A 24,544-nucleotide genomic window follows, 5' to 3' on the forward strand; every position below is an offset into this window, starting at 1 on the left:
CAATTTTGCATCAACTGCAATGCCGCGTGACCGTCGTCACACCGCGACCGTCAGACCTCGCCGAACCCGCCCTCCACGGCCTCGACCACCGCACGCACGGCGTCGGCGGCCTGCGGCCCCTCCCCGGTCACGGTGAGCTCCTGGCCGCCCGTCGCGCCCAGCTTCATGAGCTCGAGCACGCTCGCGCCGTTGACCCCGTCGATCGCCACCGTCGCGTCGAACCCGGCGACGAGCCGGGCGAGCACCGCGGCAGGGCGCGCGTGCAGGCCCAGGGGGTTGCGCAGCGTGACGACGGCGCGCGCGGCCCCGGCCGCGGGGGCCGTCGGCTCGGTCGTGGGACCGTCGCCCGCCGGAGGTCCGGCCGCGACCGCGAACGTGCCGCCCGCGTGCTCGGCGGACGCCAGCACCTCGGCGACGTCGCCGCCGCCGTGGGCGGTCACCGCCGCCGCGACGGACCCCTCGACGAACGGGGCGTCCGCGAGCCGCACCCTGCCGTCGAACCCGTCCTCCATGTCGAGGACGGACTCGACGGTCATCACGGCCGACCCGAGGTCTGCGAGCACGACCACGCCGTCCGCGACACCCAGCGCCTCCTCGAGCGCCGCCGACACCCGGTCGTAGCTCGTGCCGAGCCCGCCGTCGTCCGTCCCGCCCGCCGCGAGCAGGAGCACGCCCGGGGCCATCTGCGCCGAGAGCTCGACGGCACCTTCTGCGAGCCGCTGCGAGTGCGAGACGAGGACCAGCGCCACCCGTGCGCGCGCACCGACCGGCGCGGCCTCGCCGCTCACGCCGTCGCCGCGTCGCGCGCGGCCTCGAGCAGGATCGCGGTCGAGGTCGCCCCCGGGTCCTGGTGGCCGGCGCTGCGCTCGCCGAGGTAGCTCGCGCGGCCCTTGGTCGCGACGAGCGGGACGGTCGCCGCCGCCCCCTGACGAGCCGCCGCGGCCGCCGCCGCCAGCACGTCGGCGGTCGAGGCGCCCGCGTCGGCGGCCGCCTCGGCCGCGTCCACGGCGGGCTGCCACGCGTCCACCATCGTCTTCTCGCCGACCTGCGCCTTGCCCCGTGCCGTGATGCCCTCGAGCGCGCCCTCCAGGAGCGCGACGACGCCGTGCGCGTCGAGCTCCTGCAGCCCGGTCACCTTCGCCGCCCGGAGGTACGCGGTGCCGTACAGCGGCCCCGACGCGCCCCCCACGGAGGACATGAGGGTCGTGGCGACCAGCTTGAGCACGTCACCGATCTGGCCCGGCGGCTGCTCCTCGCCCGCCGACCCGTCCAGCTTGGCGACCACCGCGCGGAACCCCCGGTCCAGGTTCTCGCCGTGGTCGCCGTCACCGATCTGACGGTCCAGCTCGGTCAGCTCGTCCCGTGCCGCCGCGATGCGCTCAGCGCTCAGCCGCGTCCACCGGTCCGCCCAGGCCACGTCCAGCGTCATGCCCCACCTCTCCTCGCCGTCGAGCCGGCGGTCCGCCGGCTCGGAGACTGCACGAACGGGCACCGCCTCACCAGCGCAGCGCAGCCGTGTGGACGGGAGCGTCCCACAGGGCGGTGAGCTCGTCGTCCAGGCGCAGCACGGTGACCGACGCACCCTGCATCTCCAGCGACGTGACGTAGTTGCCGACGAGCGAGCGCGTCACCCGTACGCCGCGCCCCTCGAGCAGCCTCCTCGCCTGACGATAGACGACGTACAGCTCGGACAACGGCGTACCGCCCATTCCGTTAACGAACAGCAACACGTCCTCGCCGTCCCCGAGGCCCAGGTCGTCCGCCACCGGGTCGACGAGACGCTGCGTGATCTCGTCGGCCGACGCGAGCGGGATGCGGTGGCGTCCGGGCTCGCCGTGGATGCCGATCCCGATCTCCACCTCGTCGTCGCCCAGGTCGAAGCTCGGCTTGCCGACGTGCGGGACCGTGCACGCCGTGAGCGCGACGCCCATCGAGCGCACGTTCGCGACGACGCGCCCCGCGATCTCGGTCACCGCGCCCAGGTCGTCGCCCCGCTCGGCCGCGGCACCGGCGATCTTCTCGACCGCGACCGTGCCCGCGACGCCGCGGCGGCCCGCCGTGTACAGCGAGTCCTCGACCGCGACGTCGTCGTTGACGAGGATGCTCGTGACCTGCGTGCCCTCGGCCTCGACCAGCTCGACCGCCGTCTCGAAGTTCAGCACGTCGCCCGTGTAGTTCTTCACGATGGCGAGGACGCCCGCGCCCGAGTCGGCGCCGAGGATCGCCGGGACGATCTGGTCCGGCGTCGGCGAGGTGAACACCGCTCCGGGGACCGCGGCGTCGAGCATGCCCGCCCCGACGAAGCCCGCGTGCAGCGGCTCGTGCCCCGAGCCACCGCCCGAGACGAGTCCGACCTTGCCGGGGACGGCGCCCCCGGCCCGCGAGACGTACGGCGGCGCGAGGTGCACCTCCACGAGGTCGGCGTGCGCCTGGCCGAAGCCCTCCAGGGACTCCGACACCGCGTCCTGGGGATCGTTGAGCAGCTTCTTCACCGGTCATCCCTCCATCGGTCCGTGCGTCCGGGGACCCGGACGCCGACGACCCCCGCCCGGCGCGCCCGTGCCGTCGTCGCCTCCATCAAACACCCGGGCGCAGCGGGCCGCGAGGTGTCCCTCCCCGCAGGAGGAACGCCACCGGGTGGAGCGCCTCGTGCGCGCAGGGACACCCCGCGCGGGGGCGGGGGCGTCAGCCGCGGCCGAGGAGGACGCGGGCGTCGGCGACCGTCACGACCGAGCCCGTGACGAGCACGCCCGAGCCCGTCCCGACTCCCACCGTGTCGTCCCGTTCCGCGAGGTCGACCGCCATCTGGAGCGCCTCGTCGAGGCGCTCGGTGCTGTGCACCCGGTCCTCGCCGAACACGTCCGCGGCGAGCTCGGCGAGGTCCGTCGGGTCGGCCGAGCGCTCCGAGCTGTTGCGCGTCACGACGACCTCCGCCAGCACCGGCTCGAGCGCCGCGAGCAGCGGTTCGGCGTCCTTGTCGGCCATGATCGCGACGACCCCGACGAGGTGGCGCAGGTCGAACGCCTCGCCGAGCGCGAGCGCGAGCACCTCCGCGCCCGCGGCGTTGTGCGCCGCGTCGACGAGGACGGTCGGGCTCGACCGCACGACCTCGAGCCGGCCGGGCGACGTGACGTCCGCGAACGCCGCCTCGACGAGCGGTCCGTCGAGCGCGCGGCCGCCGAGGAACGCCTCCACCGCGGCGAGCGCGAGGAGCGCGTTGTGCGCCTGGTGCTCCCCGTGCAGCGGGAGGAACACCTCGGTGTAGAGCGCGGCGGGCGTGCGCAGGTCGAGGAGCTGGCCACCGACCGCGACGTGGCGCGCTGCGACGTCGAGGTCGACGCCCTCGCGCAGGAGGCGCGCACCGACGCGCTCGGCGCGGGCGCGCAGCACCTCCTCGACCTCCGGGCGCTGCGCGGCGGAGACGACGGTCGCCCCGTCCTTGACGATGCCTGACTTGACCGTCGCGATCTCCTCGAGCGTGCTGCCGAGCCAGCGCTCGTGGTCGAGAGCGACGGGCGTCACGACGGCGACCTCGGCGTCGACCACGTTGGTCGAGTCCCACTCCCCGCCCATGCCGACCTCGACGATCGCGACGTCGACGGGCGTGTCGGCGAACGCCGCGAACGCCACGCCCGTGAGCACCTCGAAGAAGCTGAGCTGCGACTGCCCGGCCTCGGCGAGCTCCGCGTCGACGACCTGGACGTACGGGTAGACGTCCTCCCACACCTCGACGAACCGCCGCGGCGAGAGCGGCTCGCCGTCGACGACGATGCGCTCGGTGACGCTCGTCAGGTGCGGGCTCGTGAACATCCCGGTGCGCAGGCCGTGCTCGCGCACCAGGCGCTCGGCCACGCGCGCCGTGCTCGTCTTGCCGTTGGTCCCGGTGAGGTGGATCGTCCGGAACGCGTGCTGCGGGTCGCCCAGCAGCTCGAACAACCGCCGCACGCGGTCGATCGTCGGGTCGAAGTCGTGCTCAGGGGCACGGGACACGATGTGCTGGTAGACGCGCTCGAGGTCCGCCTGCGCGGCGGCGTCCTCCGCCGCCGCGCGGGCGTCCTTCTGGTCCTTCCGGCGGGATCCGCCGGCGCGCGCGGCGCTCACAGTGCCGCCCCCTCGGCGGCGCCGTCGACCTTCTCGACCCGCACCGAGCGGACGTCGGTCGGGGACGTCTCGACGACCACCTCGACCGCGAGCGTCTCGCGCGCGACGAGCTCACGGTGCTCGTCGACCGCGACGAGCCACTCGCCCGGCACGTCGAGCGAGAGGCGGATGCGGTCCGCGACGTCCAGCCCCGCCGCCTTGCGCGCGTCCTGCACGTCGCGGATGACGTCGCGCGCGTAGCCCTCGGCCAGCAGCGCGTCGTCGAGCACGAGGTCGAGGACGGCGAACCCGCCACCCGCGAGGACTGCGGCGGCGACGCTCGGCGCCTCACCCTCGGCGACCCCCCGGTCGGCGACCACCGTCGTCAGCTCGTACTCGGCGGGCAGGAGCGCCACGTCGCCGTCGTCCGTCGTCACGACGACGTCGCCGGCGTCGTCCACGCGCCACGCACCCGCCTTCGAGGCCTTGATGACGGCCTGGACGCCGCGCCCCAGGCGCGGGCCCGCGGCGCGCGCGTTGACGGCGAGGCGCTGCGTGATGCCGAACCGCTCGGCGGCGTCGGAGTCGGTCGACTCGAGGTCGACCGCCTTGACGTTGAGCTCGCGCGCGAGCAGGTCGGTGTACGGGGCGAGCGCCGCGGGGTCGTCCACGACGACCGTGAGCCGCGCGAGCGGCTGGCGCACCCGGAGCTGGTGCGCCTTGCGCAGACCGAGCGCGGCGGACGCGACGGCACGGACCTCGTCCATCGCGGCGACGAGCCCAGGGTCGGCCACGAGGGACGCGTCCGGGACGTGACGGACGACCGTCGCGGACGATCCGTCCTCGCCGTCGAACCGCTCCCCGACCTCCTCGGTGGCCGCGGGCCAGTCCGTGATGTGCACCGAGCGCCCGCCCGTCAGGCCGCGCCAGACCTCCTCCGCGAGCAGCGGGGCGAGCGGCGCCATGACGCGCGTGAGCGTCTCGAGCGCGGTGTACAGCGTGTCGAACGCGTCGGCGTCCTCCGCCCAGAACCGGTCGCGCTGCGTGCGCACGTACCAGTTCGTCAGGACGTCGAGGTGCTCGCGCACGGTCTCGCACGCGCCCGCGATGTCGTACGCGTCGAGCTGCCCGGTCACGCGCACGACGAGGTCGTGCGTGCGCGCGAGCAGGTAGCGGTCGAGCGCCGGGAGCCCGGTCACGCGCTCGGGCGCGACGCGCTGCGCGACGTACCCGCCGCCGTCGGGCACCCCGCCGCCGCTGCGCGCCTGGGCCTTCGACGTGTTCGCGTACAGGGTGAAGAAGTAGTACGTGCTCCACAGCGGCAGCAGCACCTGGCGCACCGCGTCGCGGATCCCGTCCTCCGTGACAACGAGGTTGCCGCCGCGCAGGATCGGCGAGCTCATGAGGAACCAGCGCATCGCGTCGGAGCCGTCGCGGTCGAAGACCTCGTTGACGTCCGGGTAGTTGCGCAGCGACTTGCTCATCTTGCGGCCGTCGGAGCCGAGCACGATCCCGTGCGAGACGGCCGAGCGGAACGCCGGGCGGTCGAACAGCGCGGTCGCGAGCACGTGCAGCGTGTAGAACCAGCCGCGCGTCTGGCCGATGTACTCGACGATGAAGTCGCCCGGGTTGTGGTGCTCGAACCAGTCGGTGTTCTCGAACGGGTAGTGCACCTGCGCGTAGGGCATGGACCCCGAGTCGAACCAGACGTCCATGACGTCCTCGACGCGGCGCATGGTCGAGCGGCCCGTCGGGTCGTCGGGGTTCGGCCGCGTGAGGCGGTCGACGAACGGGCGGTGCAGGTCCGGCTCGCCCTTCTCGTTGCGCGGCAGCGTGCCGAAGTCGCGCTCGAGCTCGGCGAACGACCCGTAGACGTCGACGCGCGGGTGCTGCGGGTCGTCCGAGCGCCACACGGGGACGGGGCTGCCCCAGAACCGGTTGCGCGTGATCGACCAGTCGCGCGCGTTCTCCAGCCACTTGCCGAACTGGCCGTGCTGGATGTGCTCGGGCGTCCAGGAGATCTGCTCGTTGAGCTCGACCATGCGGTCCTTGAACTTCGACACCGCGACGAACCACGACGACACGCCCATGTAGATGAGCGGCTGCCGGCAGCGCCAGCAGTGCGGGTAGGAGTGCGCGTACGACTCGCGGCGCAGCAGCACCGTCCCGGCGCTCGTCGCGCCGAGCGCGAGGTCCGGGGTCTGCTCGCCCGCGGCGACCGCGGCGTCGTGGCGCGTGCGGCCCTTGAGGTGGTCGATGATGAGCGCGTTCGCGTCGAAGACCTGGAGGCTCTCGTAGTCGACGACGGGGAAGACGAACTTCCCGTCGGACGCGACCGGCAGCACGGGCTCGACGCCCTCGCGGTCCGAGACGACCTTGTCCTCCTCGCCGAACGCGCCGGCGTTGTGCACGAGGCCGGTACCGTCCGTCGTCGTGACGAAGTCCGCCTCGACCACGCGGTGCGCCCCGGCGTGCCCGGAGAAGTACGAGAACGGCGGCGTGTAGGAGCGCCCGACGAGGTCGGCGCCCGTGAGCCGCTCGACGACCTGCGTCGTCACGTCCTCGACGCCCTCGTCGGCGAGCTCGCGCGCGTACGCCGCGAGGCGCTCGGCCGCGATCACGTAGCGCTCCTTGACACCCGTGAACGACGACTCCACGACGACGTACTCGACGTCGGGGCCGACCATGACGAAGAGGTTCGACGGCAGCGTCCAGGGCGTCGTCGTCCAGATGAGCGCGAGCTCGCCCGTCTCGAGCCGGAAGCCCACGGTGACCGCCGGGTCCTGGCGGACCTGGTACACGTCCTCGTCCATGCGCAGCTCGTGGTTGGACAGCGGCGTCTGGTCGTTCCAGCAGTACGGCAGCACGCGGAAGCCCTCGTAGACCAGGCCCTTGTCGTAGAGCTGCTTGAACGCCCACAGGACCGACTCCATGAACGTCGGGTCGAGCGTCTTGTAGTCGTGCTCGAAGTCGACCCAGCGCGCCTGGCGGGTCACGTAGTCCTGCCACTCGCTCGTGTACTTGAGCACCGACGCGCGGCACGCGTCGTTGAACCGCTCGATCCCCAGCTCGAGGATCTCCTCCTTGGTCTTGATCCCGAGCTGGTCCATCGCCTCGAGCTCGGCGGGCAGCCCGTGCGTGTCCCACCCGAAGCGGCGCTCGACGTGCTTGCCCCGCATGGTCTGGTAGCGCGGGACGACGTCCTTCGCGTACCCCGTGAGCAGGTGCCCGTAGTGGGGCAGGCCGTTCGCGAAGGGCGGACCGTCGTAGAAGACGAACTCGTTGCTGCCGTTCTCGCCGGCGGGGTTGCGCTCGACCGAGGCGCGGAACGTGTCGTCCGCGTCCCAGTAGGCGAGCACGTCGCGCTCGATCGCGGGCAGGTCCGGGGAGGCGGGGACGCCGAACGCGGCGCCGGGCTGCGCGGTCGTGGGCTCGGAGGTGGGATCGGACGCGGGGTCGCGGTGCAGCGGGTAGGCCATGGTCTCGAGGACTCCGGTGGGTAGCGGCCGGCGGAGGTCCGCCGTGGTGGTACGGGTCGGTCGTGCTCTCCTGCGAGGACGACTCCCCCACCCAGGGGCGGGCTCGCCGCGGTACCACCTCGCTTGCCGGCGTGCGCCTCCGCGCCCGACGCCGTCGGGCCCGGCGGGCGGTCGCCGACCGCTCGTCGCAGGCTGTGACGGGCCCACCCGTCCGGTTCTAGTGAGGACCTGGCCGCGGGGCCGTCAGGCCTGCCCGACGGCGCGGGTCCCGTTCTTCCGGAGGCTCGCCGGTGATGGCCGGGTCGACGCCTGTGCCCCGATCCTACCGCCTGGGGAGCTCCGCGGCCGGGACGTGGCCGGAACCGGAGTCCCGGTCCTCTCTCCGGGTATGAGCCCGGCACACACGCTCGCCACGGACCAGGACGGCCCTCTCCCGCACGTCGTCGCGGACGGCGTGATCACGCTCGGACGGGTCGCGGCACGGTTCGACGTCGAGGGCGCGCTCCCCGCGCTCGAGACGCTGCTGGCGGCCGAACCCGGACTGACGGGGTCCGACCTGCACCGCGCCGCGGCGAGGCACGACGTCGTGTGCACGACCCACCTCGTCGCCGCCCTCGTGACGGCACAGCTGCTCCACTGGGACCGGGGCGGGTCGGGGCTCCTGTGCCTCGCCGTGCCGGTCGGCGACCTCGTCGGCACCTCCCAGGAGCGGGAGCTCCTCGCCGCGTGGACCGGGGCGTGCGAGCGGCTCGCCATGCTCCGGGAGGGCTTCGACGACCCGGAGGCACGCGCAGCGACCGCGATGTCGCACCTCTGCGCGCGGCTCGCCGGGACGGACCCGGACGCCGCGGTCGCGGCCGGCATCAACGGCGTCATGCTCGCGTACGCGTGCTCCGCCACCGGTCCGGCGATCACGGCGGCGGCCGGGACGCTGTTCGCGGCGGCCAACGGTCACGACGAGGACGTCGCGCGACTCGCGCTGGCCTGGCGCGCACGCGGCCTGTCGCTCGTCGACCCCTCGGCCCGCGACGACCTGGCACTCTGGGACGCCGTCGAGAGCGCGTGCCGGTATCGGCCGACTGCGGAACCGGCAGCCACGGCGGCCGCCACCGAGGTCCGCGCCGTCCTGGACAGCGTGGGCACGGTCCGCGACCTCGGGCCGACCTACACCCTCGCGTTCCTGCGCGACCCGGCCGCGTCCGCGGCGCTCGACCGGCTCCGCCCCCTGGTCGACCCGGTGTGGCAGTTCGACGCGGACGCGCTCCAGTCGACCATGGCCGCGCTCCAGGGGATCAGCACCGAGTTCGACGAGCGACGGCTCCTGCTCATCCCGCCGCCCGAGCGCTCGGTCGCGACCGCAGACATCGACGCCTGGTCGATCGACCACCACGCCTTCCGGAGTGCCGTGCCGTTCTCGACCGGGTTCCGCCGGGAGTCCGCCCAGGCCGACATCGTGCTCACGCTCGGGCACGAGCTGGTCCACATCGACTCGGCCTACGGGTGGCTCGGCACCGCCGTCTCCGCGCTGCGCACGGCCGCGACCGCCGACGAGGTGCTCCACCACGTCCGGCTGTCGGGCGAGGGAACCCCCGACCCCGAGGTCGTCGGCGGGCTCGCGTCGCTCGAGCCCGAGGCGGTGCTGCTCCCGTTCGTCGAGCGTCAGCTCGAGCTCGTCGTCAAGGCGCGGATCCTGCGCGACGTGTGGACCCCCTGGCTCGAGGGCGTGGCGGTGTTCGGCGAGCTCGCCTGCGACCCGACCACGGACACGGAGCGGACGACGAGCTTCGGCGGACCGTTGGTGCACCTCGTGGACCGGGTCTGGGACCCGGCCCACGACCCGCCCGTCGAGGAGTGGTACGCAGCGCGGCACGGCGAGGCCGAGCAGCTCTACGCGGACGCGCTCGGCGGGCTGGCGGCGCATCGTCTGCGGACCTACCTGGGACGCTCGCACTCGCGCTACCTTGCGGGCTACCTCGCCGTGCGCGGGGTGGTCGCGGCCTGGCGAGCGCAGCGGGACCTGGGCGGGATCGAGGCGTACCAGTCGCTCCTCGGTGCGACGCGCGCCACGACCCGGCACGCCCTCCCCGACCTGAGCCTGCCCCTCGAGGAGTTCGAGGAACGAGCGGTCGCGCTCATGACCGAGTGGGTGGGTCGGACCGCCGCCCTCGACGACCGCGCGATCGCGCGGCTCGACCCGTACCGTCGACGGACCCCGCTCGACCCCTGGACCGGCGAGGAGGCGCACGAGCCGACCACGCGCGACGCCGCGCTGCTCGCCGAGGCCGCCGCAGCTCCCCGGTCCGGTCGCGACCGCGAGCTGGGCCACCTCACGCCCGAGACGCGGGGCCTGCTCGCGCCCCTCCTCGACATCGCCGCGCCGAGCATGGGCACGCTCGCGACCGACGACCTCCAGCACCTCTCGAACGACCGTGCCCGACGCATGCACCTCGTCCCGATAGGTCGGTTCGACGCGCTCTTCTGGCTGTGGGTCGGAGAGGACGGGTCGCGCACCCAGCTCTTCCTCCAGCTCCGGGTGACGAGCGAGACCGTCGACGACGGGCGTGGCGGCTACTCCCTGTACGGGATACCCCTCACGCCGGACGAGATGGCGCTCCTGCGCTCCGAGACCGCCCGTCTGCGCGGCGCTCGCATGGAGGTCCACCGCTTCGTCGACCGTGCGGACTCGCGCGAGAACGGCCTCACCTCGGGCCAGGTCCTGGCGCTGCGCTACGGCGAGTTCGTCAAGGCCGTCCCGAGCGGGCTGTGCTGGGGCATCGACCCGACCCCGTCGATGCTCGAGGACGTCACGGCGCGCGTCCGTCCCGACACCCTCACCCTGCTCGACCTGCGCGTCAACGACGGACCCGCGCTCGCCCGTCGCGCGCGCTCGTGGCTGACGAGGGTCGAGGGCTCCGACGTCCACCCTGCGGTCCCCGCCTGGTGCGACCTCGTGCAGGGCCTCGCGACCCTCGCCGCGAGCCCCGGGAGCCCGGGGGTCGTGGACCGCTCGGGGCGGGCGCTGCTGGGCCTGCTCGGATGGCCCGGCGAGCAGGTCGAGGACGTCCTGCGCGTCGGTGTGCGCGCGCTCGCGTCGGACGAGTCCGCCGCGCTCGGGCCGCTCCTGGCGACGCTGCTCGCCACCGGTGTCGCCGGTCCTACGGACGCGCCGCACGACCTCGACCCGGGGTTCCTCGACTCGCTGTTCTCGCACCGTGGCCCCGGCTGGGACGTCCGGCCGCTGCAGAAGGAGGAATCATGATCGCGATCGGACTGCTCGACCGTCAGGGGTTCGAGGACGCGCTGGCCCACGCGGGCGCGCTCGGCGCCGGCGGGGACGACCTCGCCGGACTGTCGGCACCCGCCGACGGCGGCTTCCTCGGCAAGCTCTCCGAGGTCTGGGAGTCGATCGAGCGGGCCCTCCGGGAGGCCTTCGTCCACGGCGCGGAACGGGCCACGGCGGCGCGGGACGCCGCCGTCGCGCTCGCGGAGCGGTGCATGGAGGAGGCCGGTCGCCGAGCACGCGACGTCCACCAGGCGCTCCTGAGCAGGCTCCAGGACTACGTCGGCACCCTCGTCGACACCATGCTGGCGCGGCTGCGCCCGGCGTTCGCCGTGGGGGGCTCGGACCTCACCCTCGACTCCGTGGACGTGAACCAGAGGATCTCGTTCACCGGCTCCCTCAAGGCGGCCATCACCGAGGTGGTCGCGCTCACGTCCAGCGGCGAGCTGACGGTGAGCGCCGGCTACCGCGTCTCGCGGTCCTGACGTCGACGCGCCGTGTAGGCGTCGATGTCCCGGGCGACGAGCCACTCCAGCGTGAGGGGCGGGCGAGCGTCGTGCCCGACGGCGGTCGTCGCGGCGCGCGGGCGGACGGCCTCGGGCGACGGCGCGGCGAGCGGCGTCGTCGGGCGGTAGCGGGGAAAGCTCGGGGGAACGTACATGGTGGTCTCGCGTCCTGTGCTCGGTGGGCGTCCGGAGGTGCAGACCCGGGCGTCGCGCGGGACTCATCGATGAGCCCGTGGCACGAGACCGGCGACCGTCACGCCCCTTCGACAGGAGGGAGGGGCGGGAGGCTGCTCGCGGACACCAGGTCGGGGCTGCGCAGGGCGCCGCGAGCCCTCAACAACAGGTGGCGGAGAGGACCTGCGGGCGCGCGGGGACGAGCGTGCTGCTCGTGGGGCGCGGGGAGGTCACGCGGACATGCTGCCAGGGCGGACCGACGGCAGGCAACCCCGGGTCCACGGGCCGGACGACGAGGCCTGCGCGAGGGTGACGGCTCACTGCACGCGGACGGTGACCTCGTGCCAGCCGGACGCACCGTCGGGGGCGGGCGGGGCGACGTCGGCGGTCTGCGTGCGGCCGCCGGCGTCGGTCGCGCGGACCGTCAGGCGGTGCTCCCCCGGCGTGGCGTCCCACGTGTACGACCACTGCCGCCACGTGTCAGGCCCCACCGTGTCGGCGAGGGTCGCCGTGCGCCACGTGCCGTCGTCGACCCGGACCTCCACACCCGCGATCCCGGTGTGCTGCGCCCACGCGACGCCCGCGACGGTCACGACGCCCGCCGGCACCGGCGCCCCCGCGCGCGGCGTGTCGACGCGCGACGCGAGCTTGATCGGGCCGCGCTCCGACCAGCCGCGCGTGGACCAGTACGCGACGTCGTCGGCGAACGTCGTGACCTTGAGATCGGTGACCCACTTGGTCGCCGAGACGTAGCCGTAGAGACCCGGGACCACGAGCCGCGCGGGGAACCCGTGCTCGGCGGGCAGCGGCTCGCCGTTCATCCCGACGGCGAGCAGGCACGCCCGGCCGGGGTCGGTGAGCACGTCGAGCGGCGTGCTCGCGGTCCAGCCGTCGGCGCTCGTGGACAGGACCATGTCGGCGCCGTCCTGGACCCCGGCCCGCGCCAGCAGCTCGTGCACGGGGTACCCGAGCCACCGCGCGTTGCCCACGAGGTCGCCGCCGACCTCGTTCGACACGCACGTCAGCGTCACGTGGTGCTCCGTGAGCGGGAGCGCGAGCACCTCGTCGAGCGTGAGCTCGAACGGCTCCTCGACGAGACCGGTCACGCGCAGGGTCCACGAAGCAGGGTCGACCTGGGGCACGCGCAGCGCGGTGTCGATCCGGTAGAAGTCGTCGTTCGGCGTGACGTACGGCGCGAGTCCCGGGACCCGCAGGTCCGCCCCCGCGGGGACGGACGGCGCGGGCGTCGCCGGCGCCGGCAGCCGCAGCGCCTCGCGCGCAGCGGTGACGGCGCGCGACCCGGCCGACACCGCGCGGGAGGTCGCGAGCGCGACGACGCCCGCCGCGGCCGCGAGACCGGTGACCAGGAGGAAGCGACGGCGGTCCATCGGGCCGCGCACGCCGGTGCCCGCGCCGCCGCCGGCCTCGACGTCCCCCTCGAGGACCCCCGCCTCGGTCGTGCCGCGCAGGGGCGCGAGCGACGCGCGCAGCAGCAGGATCGCGACCCCGACCCCGACGAGCGAGGGCAGCGCCCACGCGACGCTCGCACCCGGCCGGGTCGCGGCCACGAGTGCAGCGACCGCACCCACGACACCCAGGAGCACGGAACCCCACGGCGGACGGCGGAGCTCGAGCCAGCCCGCGAGCGCCGCGCCCGCGGCGAGGACGACGGCCATCCCGCCGAGCAGGACGGCCTTGTCCGCCGTGCCGAACGTCGCCACGGCCCAGTCCTTGACCGGGCCCGGGACGGCGTCGACCACCCCGGCCCCGGCGGCGAACAGCGGGCTCGACCCGGGCCCGACGAGGGCGGCGACGAGCTCGGCGACCGCGAACCCCACGGCCGCGCACACGACGCCTGCGAGCGCAGCCCACGCGCCCGGGTGCCCGTGCCGCCCGGACCTGTCCGTCATCTGTCGCCCTCCTCTCCCCCAGTCAACGCCCGTCGCGGGCTGCGCGCCACGGTCCCCGCGTCACCGGGGCCGGCCGCGCAGCCGTCAGGCCGGGTCGACGCCCTTGGGGACGAGCGGCGCTCGCCACAACGAGTAGGTGGACGCCTGCGCCACGGGGCGCAGGACCAGCGAGTCGATGTTGACGTGGTGCGGGCGCGTGACGGCGAAGGTCACGACGTCCGCGACGTCGTCCGCGGTGAGCGGGTCCACGACGCCGGCATACACGGCGTCGGCTCCCGCCTGGTCACCGTGGTAGCGGTTGAGCGAGAACTCCGGCGTGTGCACGAGGCCCGGAGCGATCTCGATGACGCGGATCGGCTCGCCGACGAGCTCCAGCCGGAGCGTCTTCGCGACACCGAGCAGCGCGTGCTTCGACGCGACGTAGCCGGACCCTCCGACGTACGTGTCGTGGCCAGCAGTGGACGTCATGAGCACGATGTCGCCGCGGCGCGACGCGCGCAGGAGCGGGAGGAACGCCTTCGTGACCCGCACCGTGCCGAGCACGTTCGTCTCGTACATCGCGCGCCACTCGTCGATCTTCGCCTCGTCGACGTGGTCGACGCCGAGCCCGAACCCTGCGACGTTGAGCAGCGCGTGCACCGGCCCGCGCGCACCCGCCTCCGCGACGAGGCGCGCGACGTCGTCGTCGGACGTGACGTCCCCGACGACCGGGTGCGCGCCCGTGCGCTCCGCGACCTCGGCGAGCCGGTCCGCGCGCCGCGCGAACGCGACGACGTCCCAGCCGCGGGCGCGCAGGAGCCGGACGCACGCCTCCCCGATGCCCGACGACGCGCCGGTCACCACCGCGCGCAGCGGTGCGGTCGAGGGGGTGGGGGCAGGCAGGTTCGATGGCTCCGTCACGACGGACACTCTGCCACGCGGCCCCCGCGTGGTCCGCCGTCCCGCACGAGGCGTCCCACCGGTCGGGCACGTCGCGCCGCACCCGGCACGCACCTCGGCAGAAGGACTAGGCTGGCGGAGGATCACGGGCCCTGCACTGGCCCGTCGGGGCGGCACCGGATCTGTGCCGCGGGTCCGCGCGACGCGAGATGACGCGTCGGTCCCGGCCGGCGCTCGCCGGCCGGCGTCCAGAACGCACCGCCGCAGCGGCGCGCCCACCGAGGGCGGCCGCTGCGCGCCCGACCCCGGAGACCTCGCCCGTGCCCTCCCCTCGCACCCTGACCCACGCTCTGCCCCGCCGGTCCGCCCGCCGCGCCGTCCTCGTGCTCCCGGCGGCCGCGCTCGCGCTGCTGCTCACCGCCTGCTCGTCGGGCACGGCGCCCGGGAGCGGCCCGTCCGGGGGCGGCGACGCCTCGCCGTCGGGCGGGACGACGGCGACGGCGACGGCCACGACGTACCCGCTCACGCTCGACGACTGCGGGTTCGAGGTGACGTTCGACGCGGCGCCCGAGCGCGTCGTGACGATCAAGTCGAGCACCACGGAGATGCTGCTCGCGCTCGGGCTGGGCGACCGCATCGTCGCGAGCGCGTTCGCCGACGGCCCCGTGCCAGATTCGCTCGCCGATGCCGCGGCGGACGTCCCCGCCGTCGCCGAGCCGCTGTCCGATCAGGTGCCCGGCGCGGAGGCGGTCCTGGAGACCGAGCCGGACCTCGTCTATGCGGGCTGGGAGTCGAACCTCACGGCCGACGGTGCGGGCGACCGCGAGACGCTCGCGCAGCTCGGCGTCGCGACGTACGTCTCCCCCGCCGCGTGCAAGGCGCCGGAGTACATGCCGGACCCGTTGACGTTCGACGACGTGTTCGCCGAGATCACGGAGGTCGGCACGATCTTCGACGCGCAGGACGCGGCCGCGGACCTCGTCGCCGAGCAGCGCGCCACGCTCGACGGCGTCGCCCGGGACGAGCGCGGGCTCACGGCCCTGTGGTACTCGTCCGGGGACGACATCCCGTACGTCGGCGCGGGCATCGGCGCGCCGCAGATGATCATGGACGCCGTCGGGCTGGAGAACGTCGCGGGCGACGTCCACGACACCTGGACGGCGTTCGCGTGGGAGGAGGCGATCGCCGCCGACCCGGACGTCCTCGTCCTCGTCGACGCCGCGTGGAACACCGCCGCCGCGAAGATCGAGCGTCTCGAGTCCAACCCGGCGACGGCCGAGTTGACGGCGGTGCGCGAGGGCCGCTACCTGACGATCCCGTTCCCGGCGACCGAGGCGGGCGTCCGCAACGTCGACGCGGTCGTGGACCTCGCGGCGCAGCTGGAGGCGCTCGACCTGTGACCGCGACCGACCGCGCGACCGGCACTGCGCCGCACCCGCCGAGGCGTGGGTTCCCGCCCCCGGACCGACCACGTCCGGGGCGGAAGCCCGCTTCTCGGCGCGGTGCCGCGTGGTGGCTGCCCGTCGGGGTGGGTGCGCTCGTCGCGACGGTCCTCGTGACCGTGACGATCGGCCCCGCCGACCTCGCGGTCGGGGACGTGTGGCGCTCGGTCGCGACCCACCTCGGGCTCGGCGGGCTGCTCGGCCTCGAGCCGCTCGGCGCGCTCCAGGACGGCATGGTGTGGCAGCTCCGCCTGCCGCGCGTGCTGACCGCCGCCGCGGTCGGCGCCGGGCTGGCCGTGTGCGGCGTCGTCATGCAGTCGCTCACGCGCAACCCGCTCGCCGACCCGTACCTCCTCGGGCTGTCGTCGGGCGCGTCGCTCGGCGCGGTGCTCGTGCTCGTCGCCGGGTGGACCGTGCTCCTGCCCGTCGCGGCGTTCGGGGGCGCCGTGCTCGCGCTCGTCGCGGCGCTCGGGCTCGCGGGCGCGCTCGGCGCGCTCACGCCGACGCGGACCGTGCTCGCGGGCCTCGCGGTGAGCCAGCTCGCCGCGGCCGCGACGAGCTTCGTCATCTTCTGGTCCGCGACGGGCGACTCGTACCGCGAGATCCTCTCGTGGCTCATGGGGTCGGTCGCCGGGGCGACGTGGACCTCGGTCGCGGTCGCGGGCGGCGCGACCCTCGTGCTCGGGACGCTGCTCGCCTCGACCGGCTCCGTGCTCGACGCCTTCACGTTCGGCGACACCGCGGCGTCCACGCTCGGGGTCGACGTCGCGCGCGTGCGCTGGACGGTGCTCGTGGGCGTCGCGCTGCTGACCGGGGCGCTCGTGTCGCAGTCCGGGTCGATCGGGTTCGTCGGGCTCATCCTGCCGCACGCGGTGCGGTTGCTCACCGGCGCCCGGCACCGGCTGCTCCTGCCGTTGTCCGCGCTGTTCGGCGCGACGTTCCTCGTCTGGGCGGACACGCTCGCGCGCACGGTCTTCGCGCCGCGCGAGCTGCCCGTGGGGATCGTCACCGCCGCGATCGGCGCCCCGGTGTTCGCGCTGCTCCTGTGGCGCGGGAGGAGGTCCGCATGAGCGAGACGACCCGGACGACGACGGACGCGCCCTCCGGCGTCGGCGTCGGCGGGCCGCAGGACGTCGTGGAGGTCGGTCCCGGCGCGACCGGCCCGCAGGACGCGGGTGGCCTGGACGCGAGGCGCGTGTCGTGGTCGGTCGACGGCCGGCTGATCCTCGACGGGGTCGACTGCACCGCCCCCACGGGCGCGGTGAGCGGGCTGCTCGGGCCCAACGGCTCGGGGAAGTCGACGCTGCTGCGCGTGCTCGCGGGCGTGCGGGCCCCGTCCGCCGGGGCCGCCGGGGACGCCGCGCAGGTGCGCTTCGAGGGGACGGACCTGCTCGCTCTGCCGCGGCGGCGCCGCGCGCGCGTCCTCGCGCTCGTCGAGCAGGACGCGTCGACCGACCTGCCACTCTCCGTGCTCGACGCCGTCCTGCTCGGCCGCATCCCGCACCGTGCGCTCCTGGCGGGCGACTCCGCCCGCGACCGGGAGGTCGCGACCGCGGCGCTCGCGCGCGCGGGGATGGCCGCGTTCGCGGACCGCGAGGTCGCGACGCTCTCGGGCGGCGAGCGCCAGCGCGTGCACCTGGCCCGCGCCCTTGCGCAGGAGCCCGCGCTGCTCCTGCTCGACGAGCCGACGAACCACCTCGACATCGCCGCGCAGCTCGACACGATGCGCGTCCTGCGGGACCTCGCGCACGACGGCGTGACGGTCCTCGCCGCGCTCCACGACCTCAACCTCGCCGCCCAGACGTGCGACCACGTCGTCGTGCTCGCGGACGGCCGGGTCGTGGCCGCGGGCGACGTGCGTGACGTGCTGGTCCCCGACGTCCTCGACCCGGTCTACGGGGTGCGCAGCGACGTGCTGGTGCACCCGCGCACGGGGCGCCCCGTCCTCACGTTCGCGCCGCAGGACTGAGCGCCCGTTCGCGTACCCTCGGCGGGTGCGCCCCTCCCTGGTCCCTCGTGGTCGTCGGTCGCTCGTCGCGGCGTGCGTCGTGCCCCTCACCGGCTGCGCGGTGCTCGACGGCCGGTCCCCGTTCGACAGCTCGAACGTCTCGTACGCGGACGTCGACGACGCGCTCCCCGCGGTCCAGGACGCCCTGGACGACGCGGACCTCCCCGTCGACGTGAGCCTCTACACCGGGGCGAGCAACTGCGAGGGCGCGTGCGACCTGGGCGTCGGGGTGAGCCTGCTCCCGACCGAGGACGCCGAGGGTCCCGACCTGCACCCGGACGCGCTGGCCGCCGTCCTCGTGGTCGTGCTGCCCGAGGTGTCCGGCATGCCGGTCTACGTCGGGACCGGTGTCACCGACGACGGCGCGGGCCTCGACCTCGAGCCCGCGGCCCGGGCCCTCGGTCTGGACGAGGGTCCCTTCTCCGTGTCGATCGGCGAGCTGCGACTCCCGAAGGACGAGCTCGACACCGCCCTCGACCTGGCCGCCGCCCGCCTCGACCGCTGACTCAGTACCCGCGGAGGCGTTCGAGGCGGATGCGGACGGTGACGGAGTAGTCGTCGTGGAAGCCGTCGGGGGTCGTGCCGAGGCCACGGATCCCCTCGTCGTACTTCGCGTCGTACGCGGCGCGCTCGGCGGGCGTCAGGCCGGCGTCGTCGATCGCGGCGGTGCCGGTGAGGACGACGACGTCACCTCCCGTGGCGGTGCTGTTGAGGTGCACCGCGACCCGCGGGTTGCCCCGGACGTTACGGAGCTTCGCGGTGCGCGGCTGGGACTTCACGACGACCTCGTCGGCGCCGTCCCAGCGGAACCACACCGGGGTCGGCTGGGGTGCGTCGTGCGGGTCGACGGTGACGAGCCAGAGGACCTGCTCTACCGGGAGGCGCGCGGCGGCGCGCGCGCCCAGGTCGGTCGTCGTGTCGATCGCGGTCACGGTCATGCCTCCTTGTCGGGGGTGGTAGCCGCCAGGCGCGGCAGCTCGATCGCGGGGCAGCGGTCCATGACCATGTCGAGGCCGGCGTCGCGGACGCGCTGCGCGGCCTCCTCGTCGATCACGTCGAGCTGGAACCAGACGGCCTTCGCCCCGATCGCGACGGCCTGGTCGGCGACGTCGCCCGCGAGCTCGGAGCGCACGAACACGTCGACGACGTCCACGGGGAACGGCACGTCCGCGAGCGTCGCGTACCCCTGCTCGCCGTGCACGGTCTCGGCGGACGGGTGCACGGGGACGATGCGCTTGCCGTGCTGCTGCAGCACGCGCGCCACGCCGTACGCCGCGCGCGCGGTGTTGTTCGAGAGGCCGACGACGGCCCAGGTCTCGGTGCCCTCCAGGACACGGCGGACGGTCTCCTGCTCGTGGGCCGGCTCGGCGGCTGCGACGTCGCTCATGTCGTGCGCAACCCGGCCCCGCCCGCGGCTATTCCGCCCGCGGTCCCGGAAGCGGCACGAGGCACGGGTCGACGTCAGACGAGGGCGAGCGCGAGCAGCGCGGTCGCGACGGCGCCCGCGACGGTCCGCACGTGGTTCCACGCGAGCCAGCGCGGGAGGAACGCGGTCCAGGTGGCGGCGAGGTCGTCGTGCCGGGGCGCCGCGGCGTCGAGGCGGTCGTTGAGCGGGACGTTGCCCACGGCCGTGACGCCGAGGATCCCGACGACCGCGACGACCGCGCCCGCGAGCGCCCACCCGGCACCGGACGTCCCGCCGACCAGGCCGACGACAGCCGCCGCCGCGGGCACGAGCACGCTCGCCGCGAGCAGGAGCATGAGGGGTGGCCTGACGGCGTCCTTGTTGATCGCGACCATCGCGGTCGCACCCTCGACGGCCGGGAGGCGGCGCAGGCCGCCCATGACGAACGTGGAGAACGCGAAGAGCACCCCGCCCGCGAGCCCGGTCGCGACGGCACCCGCGACCACCAGAACGGTGAAGACGCTCATGACGGCCGCCCCGGGAGCGGACCCCTCACCGACCAGGTCGCGGCCTCGCGCGCGGCGAAGTCGCGGAAGTCCCGCGGCTCGCGGCCCAGCGCCTGCCGGACCCCGTCCGCGACGGGGGTGCCGCGCCCGTCGAGCACCTCGGTGAAGAGGTAGCGCATGAGGCCCACGACGTCGTCGGGCAGCCCGATCGCGCGGAGCCCCGCGACGAACTCGTCCATCGTGATCGGGACGAACGACACGTCCCGTCCGCTCGCGGCGGTGATCTCCGCGACGGCCTCGGCGAACGTGATCGCGCGCGGCCCGGTGAGCTCGTAGACCCGGCCCGCGTGCCCGTCGCGGGTGAGGGCCGCGACGGCGACGTCGGCGACGTCCTCGAGGTCGACGAACGGCTCGGCGACCTGGTCGACGGGGAGCGCGAGGACGCCGTCGAGCACGGGGTCCAGCAGGAAGCTCTCGCTGAAGTTCTGGGCGAAGAACGCGCACCGCACCACGGTGCGGGCGGGGAACGCGTCGGCGACGAGGCCCTCCGCGCGCTGCGCCTCGACCTCGCCGCGCCCCGAGAGCAGGACGAGCCGGCGCACCCCCGCCTCGCGGGCGAGGGCCGCGAACCGGGCGACGGTCTCCGGGGAGCCCGGGACCGCGAGGTCGGGCACGTACACCACGTACACCGCCTCGGCCCCGGTGACGGCGGGACCCCACGTGGCCTCGTCCTCCCAGTCGAAGCGGACGGCCCCCGAGCGGGACGCGCGCCGCACGGGGATCCCGAGCGCGTCGAGACGGTCGGCGACCCGGCGGCCGGTCTTGCCGGTCGCGCCGAGGACGAGGACCGGGCCGGTCGTCGTGCTCGCGGTGGTGCCCGGGGCGACGCCCGGATCGGTGGTCGCGGTCGGTGCGGTGGCGCTCATGGCGACTCTCCTGTCGAGGGTTCGTGCGCTGGACGTCTGCCAGTCAACCGGCCTCTGACGAGACGCGACATGGTTCTGACGCTCGTCCCCATGCGCGATCGTCTCCCGTTCGACCCTGGTCGAGGACACGCACCCGTGCGTACCCTGGCCGCATGGACGTCGTCGCCGGGCTCCTCGACGGGCCGCGCGCCCGCGGGGCCTTCCTCCTGCGCAGCCATCTCCGCGCCCCCTGGGGCATGCGCATCGAGGACGAGTCGCCGCTGACGATCGTGCCCGTGCTGCGTGGCTCGGCCTGGGTCGGCCCGGCCGTCGGGGACGAGCCGTCCGACCCGGGCGAGCACGTCGCGGCAGGAGACGTCGTGCTGCTGCGCGGCCCGGCGCACTACGTCGTGGCCGACGCGCCCACGACCGCGCCGCAGGTCGTCGTCGGGCCGGAGCCCGACATGTGCCGTGCGGTCGACGGCGGCCCCTCCCCCATGACCGTGCTCGGCGTCCGGTCCTGGGGAAACGACCCCGACGGAGAGACCGTGATCGTCACGGGCACGTACCCGCTCGACGGCGAGGTGGGCCGCCGGGTCCTGCGCGTCCTCCCGCGGCGTGTGGTGCTGCGCGGCGACGAGGTCGACGGCGTCCTGGTCGAGATGCTCGCCCGGGAGGTGGTCCAGGACCTGCCCGGGCAGGAGGCCGTGCTCGACCGCCTGCTCGACCTGCTCCTCATCTCGTGCCTGCGGACCTGGCTCTCGCGCGACGACGCGCCCGGCTGGTACCGCGCGGACGCGGACCCGGTGGTCGGTGCGGCCCTGCGCCTCGTCCACCACGACCCGGCGCGCGCGTGGACGGTCGACTCCCTCGCCCGGGAGGTCGGGCTCTCCCGCGCGGCGTTCTCACGACGGTTCACGACGCTCGTCGGCGAGCCGCCGATGAGCTATCTCACCGGCTGGCGCCTCGACCTCGCGGCCGACCTGCTGCTCGAGCCCGACGCGACGCTGACGGCGGTCGCGCGCACCGTCGGGTACGCGTCACCGTTCGCGCTGAGCGCCGCGTTCAAGCGCGTGCGCGGGGTCAGCCCTGCGACGCACCGTCGACGCGCGGGTGCCGCCTGAGGCGCGCGGCACCGACCGCGGGCAGGATGGTCGGCATGCCGATCCCCCGCTGGGTGACGAGATCCAACAAGCGCTTCCTCAACCCCGTGATGCTGCGCGTCGCGACGGGCGTCGGGCCCATGGCGGTGGTCCGCCACGTCGGGCGCCGCAGCGGGCGCCCCTACCGCACGCCCGTCTTCGCCTTCGCCTACCGGGCGCCGGAGGACCCCGGCGTCCGCGTGGTCCTGGCTCTCACGTACGGACCCGACGTCGACTGGGTGCGCAACGTCGACGCCGCCGGGTCGTTCGAGCTGGAGCGCCGCGACGAGCGCTACGCGGTCGACGACCTGCGCCGCGTCACGGGCGAGGACGGGCTGCGACTGCTGCCCGGCTGGACGAGCGCCGTCCTGCGCCGCACGGGGGTCGACGAGTTCCGCACCGGACGGCTGCGCCGCACCCTGCCATGATGGACGGCATGACCGACCAGCTCTGGATCACCGGTGACCCCGACGCGGACGCGCTCCTCAGCGACGACGCGTTCGCCCTCCTCGTCGGCATGCTCCTCGACCAGCAGTACCCGATGGAGCACGCGTTCGCCGGGCCCCGCAAGATCCGCGACCGCCTCGGCTCCATCGACCCGCGCGCCGTCGCGGACGCGGACCCCGACGCGTTCGTCACGCTCGCCACGACCCCGCCCGCGATCCACCGGTACGGGCGCTCGATGGCGGCGCGGGTGCAGGACCTGGCGCGCGTCGTCGTCGACGAGTACGACGGCGACGCGACGCGGATCTGGACCGCGCCCGGCGCCGACGGCGAGAGTGCCCCGACCGGTGCCGAGGTGCTCGCCCGGCTGCGGGCGCTGCCCGGGTACGGCGACCAGAAGGCGCGGATCTTCCTCGCCCTGCTCGGCAAGCAGCGGGGCGTGGAGCCCGCGGGGTGGCGCGAGGCCGCGGGCCACTACGGCGACGAGGGGTCGCGCCGGTCCATCGCCGACGTCACGAGCCCCGAGTCGCTCGCCCAGGTGCGCGCCTTCAAGAAGGAGCAGAAGGCGGCGGCCAAGGCCGCGAAGGCCTGACGTCGTCACGACGCCGCGGCCAGCCGGCGCTCCAGCCCGTCGAGGACGAGGTCGAGCCCGTCGTCGAACTGGTCCGCGAACGCGTACCCGTGCCCGACGACGAGCTCGGCGACCATCTCGGCCAGGTGGGGGTACTCCTGCGCCGGCAGCGCGATCTCCGCCACGAAGTCCTCGACGTCGTCGTCCGGCGAGAACGGCAGCCGGGTCTCGGTGAGCACGAACCCGTACACGTACGCGTCGATCGCCGAGAACGCCTGGCTGGCCAGGGCGACCGTGAAGCCGTCGGCGCGCAGGCAGCCCAGCACGGTGTCGTGGTGGCGCAGCAGGGCGGGCCCGCCGCTGCGTCGCGACTCGACGAGCCCGAGCGACCACGGGTGCCGGGCGAGGACGGCGCGGGCCGACGCGGCACGCGCGGCCATCGCCGGTCGCCACGGGGTGCCCGGCTCGGGCAGCTCGATCTGGGCGAAGACCCAGTCCGCCAGCTCGTCGAGCAGCTCGTCCTTGCCCGCCAGGTGGTGGTACAGCGACATGGCCTCCACCCCGAGCCGGCGCCCGACGTTGCGCATGCTCACCGCGGTCAGCCCGCCGTCGTCCGCGACGGTCACCGCGGCCTCGACGATGCGCTCCCTGCTCAGCGCGCCCCGCCCCATCGTCGACCTCCTTCACCCTTGCCAGCCTTACGAGTGTAAGCCTAGAGTGGTCGGCACGCAGCCTTACACCCGTCAGGAGGACCGTGATGAGAGCCGCCGTCGTCGACCGGTACGGGCCGCCGGACGTCGTCCGAGTCGCCGAGATCGCCCCTCCCCGCGTCGGGACGCACGACGTCCTGGTCCGCGTGCACGCCACCGCCGTCACCGCGGCCGACGCCCGGATCCGTGGCGCCCGCTTCCCGCGCGGCTTCGGCGCGTTCGCCCGGCTCGCGTTCGGCGTGCGGAGGCCCCGGCACGCCGTCCTCGGCGGGGTCTTCTCCGGCGTCGTCGAGGAGGTCGGTGCCGCCGTCGAGGGCGTCGCACCCGGCGACGCCGTCTCGGGCATGACCGGCAGCCGGATGGGCGCCCACGCCGAGCTCCTCGCCGTCCCCGCGACCCGCGCCGTCGCCCGGCCGGACGGGGCGTCGCACGACGACGCCGCCGCAGTCCTCTTCGGCGGCACCACGGCGTGGCACTTCCTGCGGCGCCGGGCGACCGTGACCTCCGGGACCTCCGTGCTGGTGGTCGGCGCGGGCGGGGCCGTCGGCTCGAACGCGGTCCAGCTCGCGGGGCACCTCGGCGCGACCGTCACGGCCGTGACCAGCACGCCGAACCTGGACCTGGTGGCACGGCTCGGCGCGGACCACGTCGTGGACCGGACCACGGCCGGGGCGGGCTGGCCCGACCGGCTCGGCGAGCGCTACGACGTCGTGCTCGACGCGGTCGGCGCGCTCTCGCCCGCCACGGGACGACCGCTGCTCACCGACGCGGGCGTGCTCCTGCTCGTGGCCGCGGACCTCGGGCAGACGCTCGCCGCCCGCGGGGCGGTCCGGGCCGGACCGGCGCCCGAGCACGCCGACGACGTCGCGCACCTGCTCGGGCTCGTGGCCGAGGGGACCCTCACGCCGGTGATCGAGTCGGTGCACGATCTCGACGGCATCCGGGACGCCTACGTGCGCGTCGACTCCGGTCACAAGGTCGGCAACATCGTCGTGCACCCGTGAGGAGCGGAACCACGGACCCATGCGCGTCGTCCTCGCCGGCTGCTGATCGCCGTCGGCGTCGTGCTCGACGGTGTGCTCGTGCGGCGGGGCTGGGTGCGG

General features: G+C 74.9%; 23 protein-coding genes. 10 read left to right on the forward strand and 13 right to left on the reverse strand.

Translation table 11 applies throughout. The features are described from left to right. Positions 1-50: 50 nt before the first annotated feature. From dhaM to ileS, 5 genes are all read right to left on the reverse strand, one after another. Positions 51-788, reverse strand: coding sequence for a dihydroxyacetone kinase phosphoryl donor subunit DhaM (gene dhaM / locus FIC82_RS14010; protein ID WP_253691181.1), 738 nt, complete (start codon positions 786-788; stop codon positions 51-53). Further along, positions 785-1,429 (reverse strand): dihydroxyacetone kinase subunit DhaL, encoded by a 645-nt coding sequence (dhaL, locus tag FIC82_RS14015; RefSeq protein WP_154798936.1) that lies wholly within the window; start codon positions 1,427-1,429, stop codon positions 785-787. Before dhaL ends, dhaM begins: the two co-directional genes overlap by 4 nt. Before the next feature lie 67 nt (positions 1,430-1,496). Beyond that, positions 1,497-2,492 (reverse strand): dihydroxyacetone kinase subunit DhaK, encoded by a 996-nt coding sequence (dhaK, locus tag FIC82_RS14020; RefSeq protein ID WP_168731890.1) that lies wholly within the window; start codon positions 2,490-2,492, stop codon positions 1,497-1,499. A 193-nt stretch (positions 2,493-2,685) separates the two neighbouring features. After that, a complete protein-coding gene (locus FIC82_RS14025; RefSeq protein WP_168731891.1) occupies positions 2,686-4,101 on the reverse strand; it encodes a bifunctional folylpolyglutamate synthase/dihydrofolate synthase in 1,416 nt (471 codons plus the stop codon). Beyond that, positions 4,098-7,559: an isoleucine--tRNA ligase gene (ileS, locus tag FIC82_RS14030; protein ID WP_154798937.1), complete on the reverse strand. Its 3,462-nt coding sequence runs from the start codon at positions 7,557-7,559 to the stop codon at positions 4,098-4,100. The genes FIC82_RS14025 and ileS overlap by 4 nt, the downstream gene beginning before the upstream one ends. Before the next feature lie 388 nt (positions 7,560-7,947). Between ileS and FIC82_RS14035 the strand changes: the two genes are divergently transcribed. Both FIC82_RS14035 and FIC82_RS14040 read left to right on the forward strand, forming a co-directional pair. Next, entirely contained in the window at positions 7,948-10,818 is a 2,871-nt protein-coding gene (locus FIC82_RS14035; RefSeq protein ID WP_154798938.1) for a hypothetical protein, read from the forward strand. Continuing rightward, on the forward strand, positions 10,815-11,324 hold the full coding sequence (locus FIC82_RS14040; protein ID WP_154798939.1) for a hypothetical protein: 510 nt from the start codon (positions 10,815-10,817) through the stop codon (positions 11,322-11,324). The genes FIC82_RS14035 and FIC82_RS14040 overlap by 4 nt, the downstream gene beginning before the upstream one ends. Here FIC82_RS14040 and FIC82_RS14045 read toward each other — a convergent pair. From FIC82_RS14045 to FIC82_RS14055, 3 genes are all read right to left on the reverse strand, one after another. Next, positions 11,303-11,500, reverse strand: coding sequence for a hypothetical protein (locus tag FIC82_RS14045; RefSeq protein ID WP_154798940.1), 198 nt, complete (start codon positions 11,498-11,500; stop codon positions 11,303-11,305). The two genes, FIC82_RS14040 and FIC82_RS14045, sit on opposite strands and share 22 nt — an antisense overlap. A gap of 336 nt (positions 11,501-11,836) precedes the next feature. Further along, complete coding sequence (locus FIC82_RS14050) at positions 11,837-13,429, reverse strand: molybdopterin-dependent oxidoreductase (RefSeq protein WP_154798941.1); 1,593 nt, start codon at positions 13,427-13,429, stop codon at positions 11,837-11,839. A gap of 84 nt (positions 13,430-13,513) precedes the next feature. Further along, the gene (locus tag FIC82_RS14055) at positions 13,514-14,329 is read right to left on the reverse strand and encodes an SDR family oxidoreductase (protein ID WP_253691183.1); all 816 of its coding nucleotides are present in this window, start codon (positions 14,327-14,329) and stop codon (positions 13,514-13,516) included. A gap of 299 nt (positions 14,330-14,628) precedes the next feature. Between FIC82_RS14055 and FIC82_RS14060 the strand changes: the two genes are divergently transcribed. From FIC82_RS14060 to FIC82_RS14075, 4 genes are all read left to right on the forward strand, one after another. Further along, positions 14,629-15,708 carry a putative F420-0 ABC transporter substrate-binding protein gene (locus FIC82_RS14060; protein WP_253691185.1) on the forward strand — a complete coding sequence of 360 codons (1,080 nt, stop codon included), beginning with the start codon at positions 14,629-14,631 and terminating at the stop codon, positions 15,706-15,708. 116 nt (positions 15,709-15,824) lie between these two features. Beyond that, the gene (locus FIC82_RS14065; protein ID WP_154800307.1) at positions 15,825-16,820 is read left to right on the forward strand and encodes a putative F420-0 ABC transporter permease subunit; all 996 of its coding nucleotides are present in this window, start codon (positions 15,825-15,827) and stop codon (positions 16,818-16,820) included. After that, the gene (locus FIC82_RS14070) at positions 16,817-17,719 is read left to right on the forward strand and encodes a putative F420-0 ABC transporter ATP-binding protein (RefSeq protein ID WP_154798942.1); all 903 of its coding nucleotides are present in this window, start codon (positions 16,817-16,819) and stop codon (positions 17,717-17,719) included. The genes FIC82_RS14065 and FIC82_RS14070 overlap by 4 nt, the downstream gene beginning before the upstream one ends. A gap of 25 nt (positions 17,720-17,744) precedes the next feature. Then, positions 17,745-18,263 carry a hypothetical protein gene (locus FIC82_RS14075; protein WP_154798943.1) on the forward strand — a complete coding sequence of 173 codons (519 nt, stop codon included), beginning with the start codon at positions 17,745-17,747 and terminating at the stop codon, positions 18,261-18,263. Position 18,264: 1 nt separating this feature from the next. On the opposite strand, the gene FIC82_RS14080 is transcribed toward FIC82_RS14075, so the two are convergent. The 4 genes from FIC82_RS14080 to FIC82_RS14095 all read right to left on the reverse strand — a co-directional run bounded on the left by FIC82_RS14080 (position 18,265) and on the right by FIC82_RS14095 (position 20,595). Beyond that, entirely contained in the window at positions 18,265-18,696 is a 432-nt protein-coding gene (locus FIC82_RS14080; RefSeq protein WP_154798944.1) for a TIGR03667 family PPOX class F420-dependent oxidoreductase, read from the reverse strand. Further along, complete coding sequence (locus FIC82_RS14085; protein WP_154798945.1) at positions 18,693-19,145, reverse strand: CoA-binding protein; 453 nt, start codon at positions 19,143-19,145, stop codon at positions 18,693-18,695. The genes FIC82_RS14080 and FIC82_RS14085 overlap by 4 nt, the downstream gene beginning before the upstream one ends. Positions 19,146-19,219: 74 nt before the next feature. Further along, on the reverse strand, positions 19,220-19,690 hold the full coding sequence (locus FIC82_RS14090) for an anthrone oxygenase family protein (RefSeq protein ID WP_154798946.1): 471 nt from the start codon (positions 19,688-19,690) through the stop codon (positions 19,220-19,222). Continuing rightward, positions 19,687-20,595, reverse strand: coding sequence for a Rossmann-fold NAD(P)-binding domain-containing protein (locus FIC82_RS14095; RefSeq protein ID WP_154798947.1), 909 nt, complete (start codon positions 20,593-20,595; stop codon positions 19,687-19,689). Before FIC82_RS14095 ends, FIC82_RS14090 begins: the two co-directional genes overlap by 4 nt. 152 nt (positions 20,596-20,747) lie before the next feature. On the opposite strand from FIC82_RS14095, the gene FIC82_RS14100 reads away from it, so the two are divergent. The 3 genes from FIC82_RS14100 to FIC82_RS14110 are packed head-to-tail and all read left to right on the forward strand — an operon-like array spanning position 20,748 to position 22,752. Then, positions 20,748-21,698 (forward strand): AraC family transcriptional regulator, encoded by a 951-nt coding sequence (locus tag FIC82_RS14100; protein ID WP_154798948.1) that lies wholly within the window; start codon positions 20,748-20,750, stop codon positions 21,696-21,698. A 35-nt stretch (positions 21,699-21,733) separates the two neighbouring features. Next, on the forward strand, positions 21,734-22,144 hold the full coding sequence (locus FIC82_RS14105) for a nitroreductase family deazaflavin-dependent oxidoreductase (protein WP_154798949.1): 411 nt from the start codon (positions 21,734-21,736) through the stop codon (positions 22,142-22,144). A gap of 8 nt (positions 22,145-22,152) precedes the next feature. After that, positions 22,153-22,752: an HhH-GPD-type base excision DNA repair protein gene (locus tag FIC82_RS14110; RefSeq protein WP_154798950.1), complete on the forward strand. Its 600-nt coding sequence runs from the start codon at positions 22,153-22,155 to the stop codon at positions 22,750-22,752. Positions 22,753-22,757: 5 nt separating this feature from the next. Here FIC82_RS14110 and FIC82_RS14115 read toward each other — a convergent pair whose 3' ends face one another. Further along, entirely contained in the window at positions 22,758-23,402 is a 645-nt protein-coding gene (locus tag FIC82_RS14115; protein ID WP_154798951.1) for a TetR/AcrR family transcriptional regulator, read from the reverse strand. An 86-nt stretch (positions 23,403-23,488) separates the two neighbouring features. On the opposite strand from FIC82_RS14115, the gene FIC82_RS14120 reads away from it, so the two are divergent. Next, positions 23,489-24,445: an NAD(P)-dependent alcohol dehydrogenase gene (locus FIC82_RS14120; RefSeq protein WP_154798952.1), complete on the forward strand. Its 957-nt coding sequence runs from the start codon at positions 23,489-23,491 to the stop codon at positions 24,443-24,445. The last annotated feature ends 99 nt before the right edge of the window (positions 24,446-24,544 follow it).

This window comes from Cellulosimicrobium protaetiae (assembly GCF_009708005.2).
GTDB classification, from domain to species: Bacteria; Actinomycetota; Actinomycetes; order Actinomycetales; family Cellulomonadaceae; genus Cellulosimicrobium; species Cellulosimicrobium protaetiae.

Excerpts from the sequence above, each read along its gene's own strand:
- FIC82_RS14085 (WP_154798945.1), bottom strand. The coding sequence starts at position 19,145 with ATGAGCGACGTCGCAGCCGCCGAGCCGGCCCACGAGCAGGAGACCGTC.
- FIC82_RS14105 (WP_154798949.1), top strand. The coding sequence starts at position 21,734 with ATGCCGATCCCCCGCTGGGTGACGAGATCCAACAAGCGCTTCCTCAAC.
- FIC82_RS14050 (WP_154798941.1), bottom strand. The coding sequence starts at position 13,429 with ATGACGGACAGGTCCGGGCGGCACGGGCACCCGGGCGCGTGGGCTGCG.
- FIC82_RS14040 (WP_154798939.1), top strand. The coding sequence starts at position 10,815 with ATGATCGCGATCGGACTGCTCGACCGTCAGGGGTTCGAGGACGCGCTG.
- FIC82_RS14080 (WP_154798944.1), bottom strand. The coding sequence starts at position 18,696 with ATGACCGTGACCGCGATCGACACGACGACCGACCTGGGCGCGCGCGCC.
- FIC82_RS14110 (WP_154798950.1), top strand. The coding sequence starts at position 22,153 with ATGACCGACCAGCTCTGGATCACCGGTGACCCCGACGCGGACGCGCTC.
- FIC82_RS14045 (WP_154798940.1), bottom strand. The coding sequence starts at position 11,500 with ATGTACGTTCCCCCGAGCTTTCCCCGCTACCGCCCGACGACGCCGCTC.
- dhaL (WP_154798936.1), bottom strand. The coding sequence starts at position 1,429 with ATGACGCTGGACGTGGCCTGGGCGGACCGGTGGACGCGGCTGAGCGCT.
- ileS (WP_154798937.1), bottom strand. The coding sequence starts at position 7,559 with ATGGCCTACCCGCTGCACCGCGACCCCGCGTCCGATCCCACCTCCGAG.
- FIC82_RS14035 (WP_154798938.1), top strand. The coding sequence starts at position 7,948 with ATGAGCCCGGCACACACGCTCGCCACGGACCAGGACGGCCCTCTCCCG.
- FIC82_RS14115 (WP_154798951.1), bottom strand. The coding sequence starts at position 23,402 with ATGGGGCGGGGCGCGCTGAGCAGGGAGCGCATCGTCGAGGCCGCGGTG.
- FIC82_RS14070 (WP_154798942.1), top strand. The coding sequence starts at position 16,817 with ATGAGCGAGACGACCCGGACGACGACGGACGCGCCCTCCGGCGTCGGC.
- FIC82_RS14090 (WP_154798946.1), bottom strand. The coding sequence starts at position 19,690 with ATGAGCGTCTTCACCGTTCTGGTGGTCGCGGGTGCCGTCGCGACCGGG.
- FIC82_RS14120 (WP_154798952.1), top strand. The coding sequence starts at position 23,489 with ATGAGAGCCGCCGTCGTCGACCGGTACGGGCCGCCGGACGTCGTCCGA.
- FIC82_RS14100 (WP_154798948.1), top strand. The coding sequence starts at position 20,748 with ATGGACGTCGTCGCCGGGCTCCTCGACGGGCCGCGCGCCCGCGGGGCC.
- FIC82_RS14095 (WP_154798947.1), bottom strand. The coding sequence starts at position 20,595 with ATGAGCGCCACCGCACCGACCGCGACCACCGATCCGGGCGTCGCCCCG.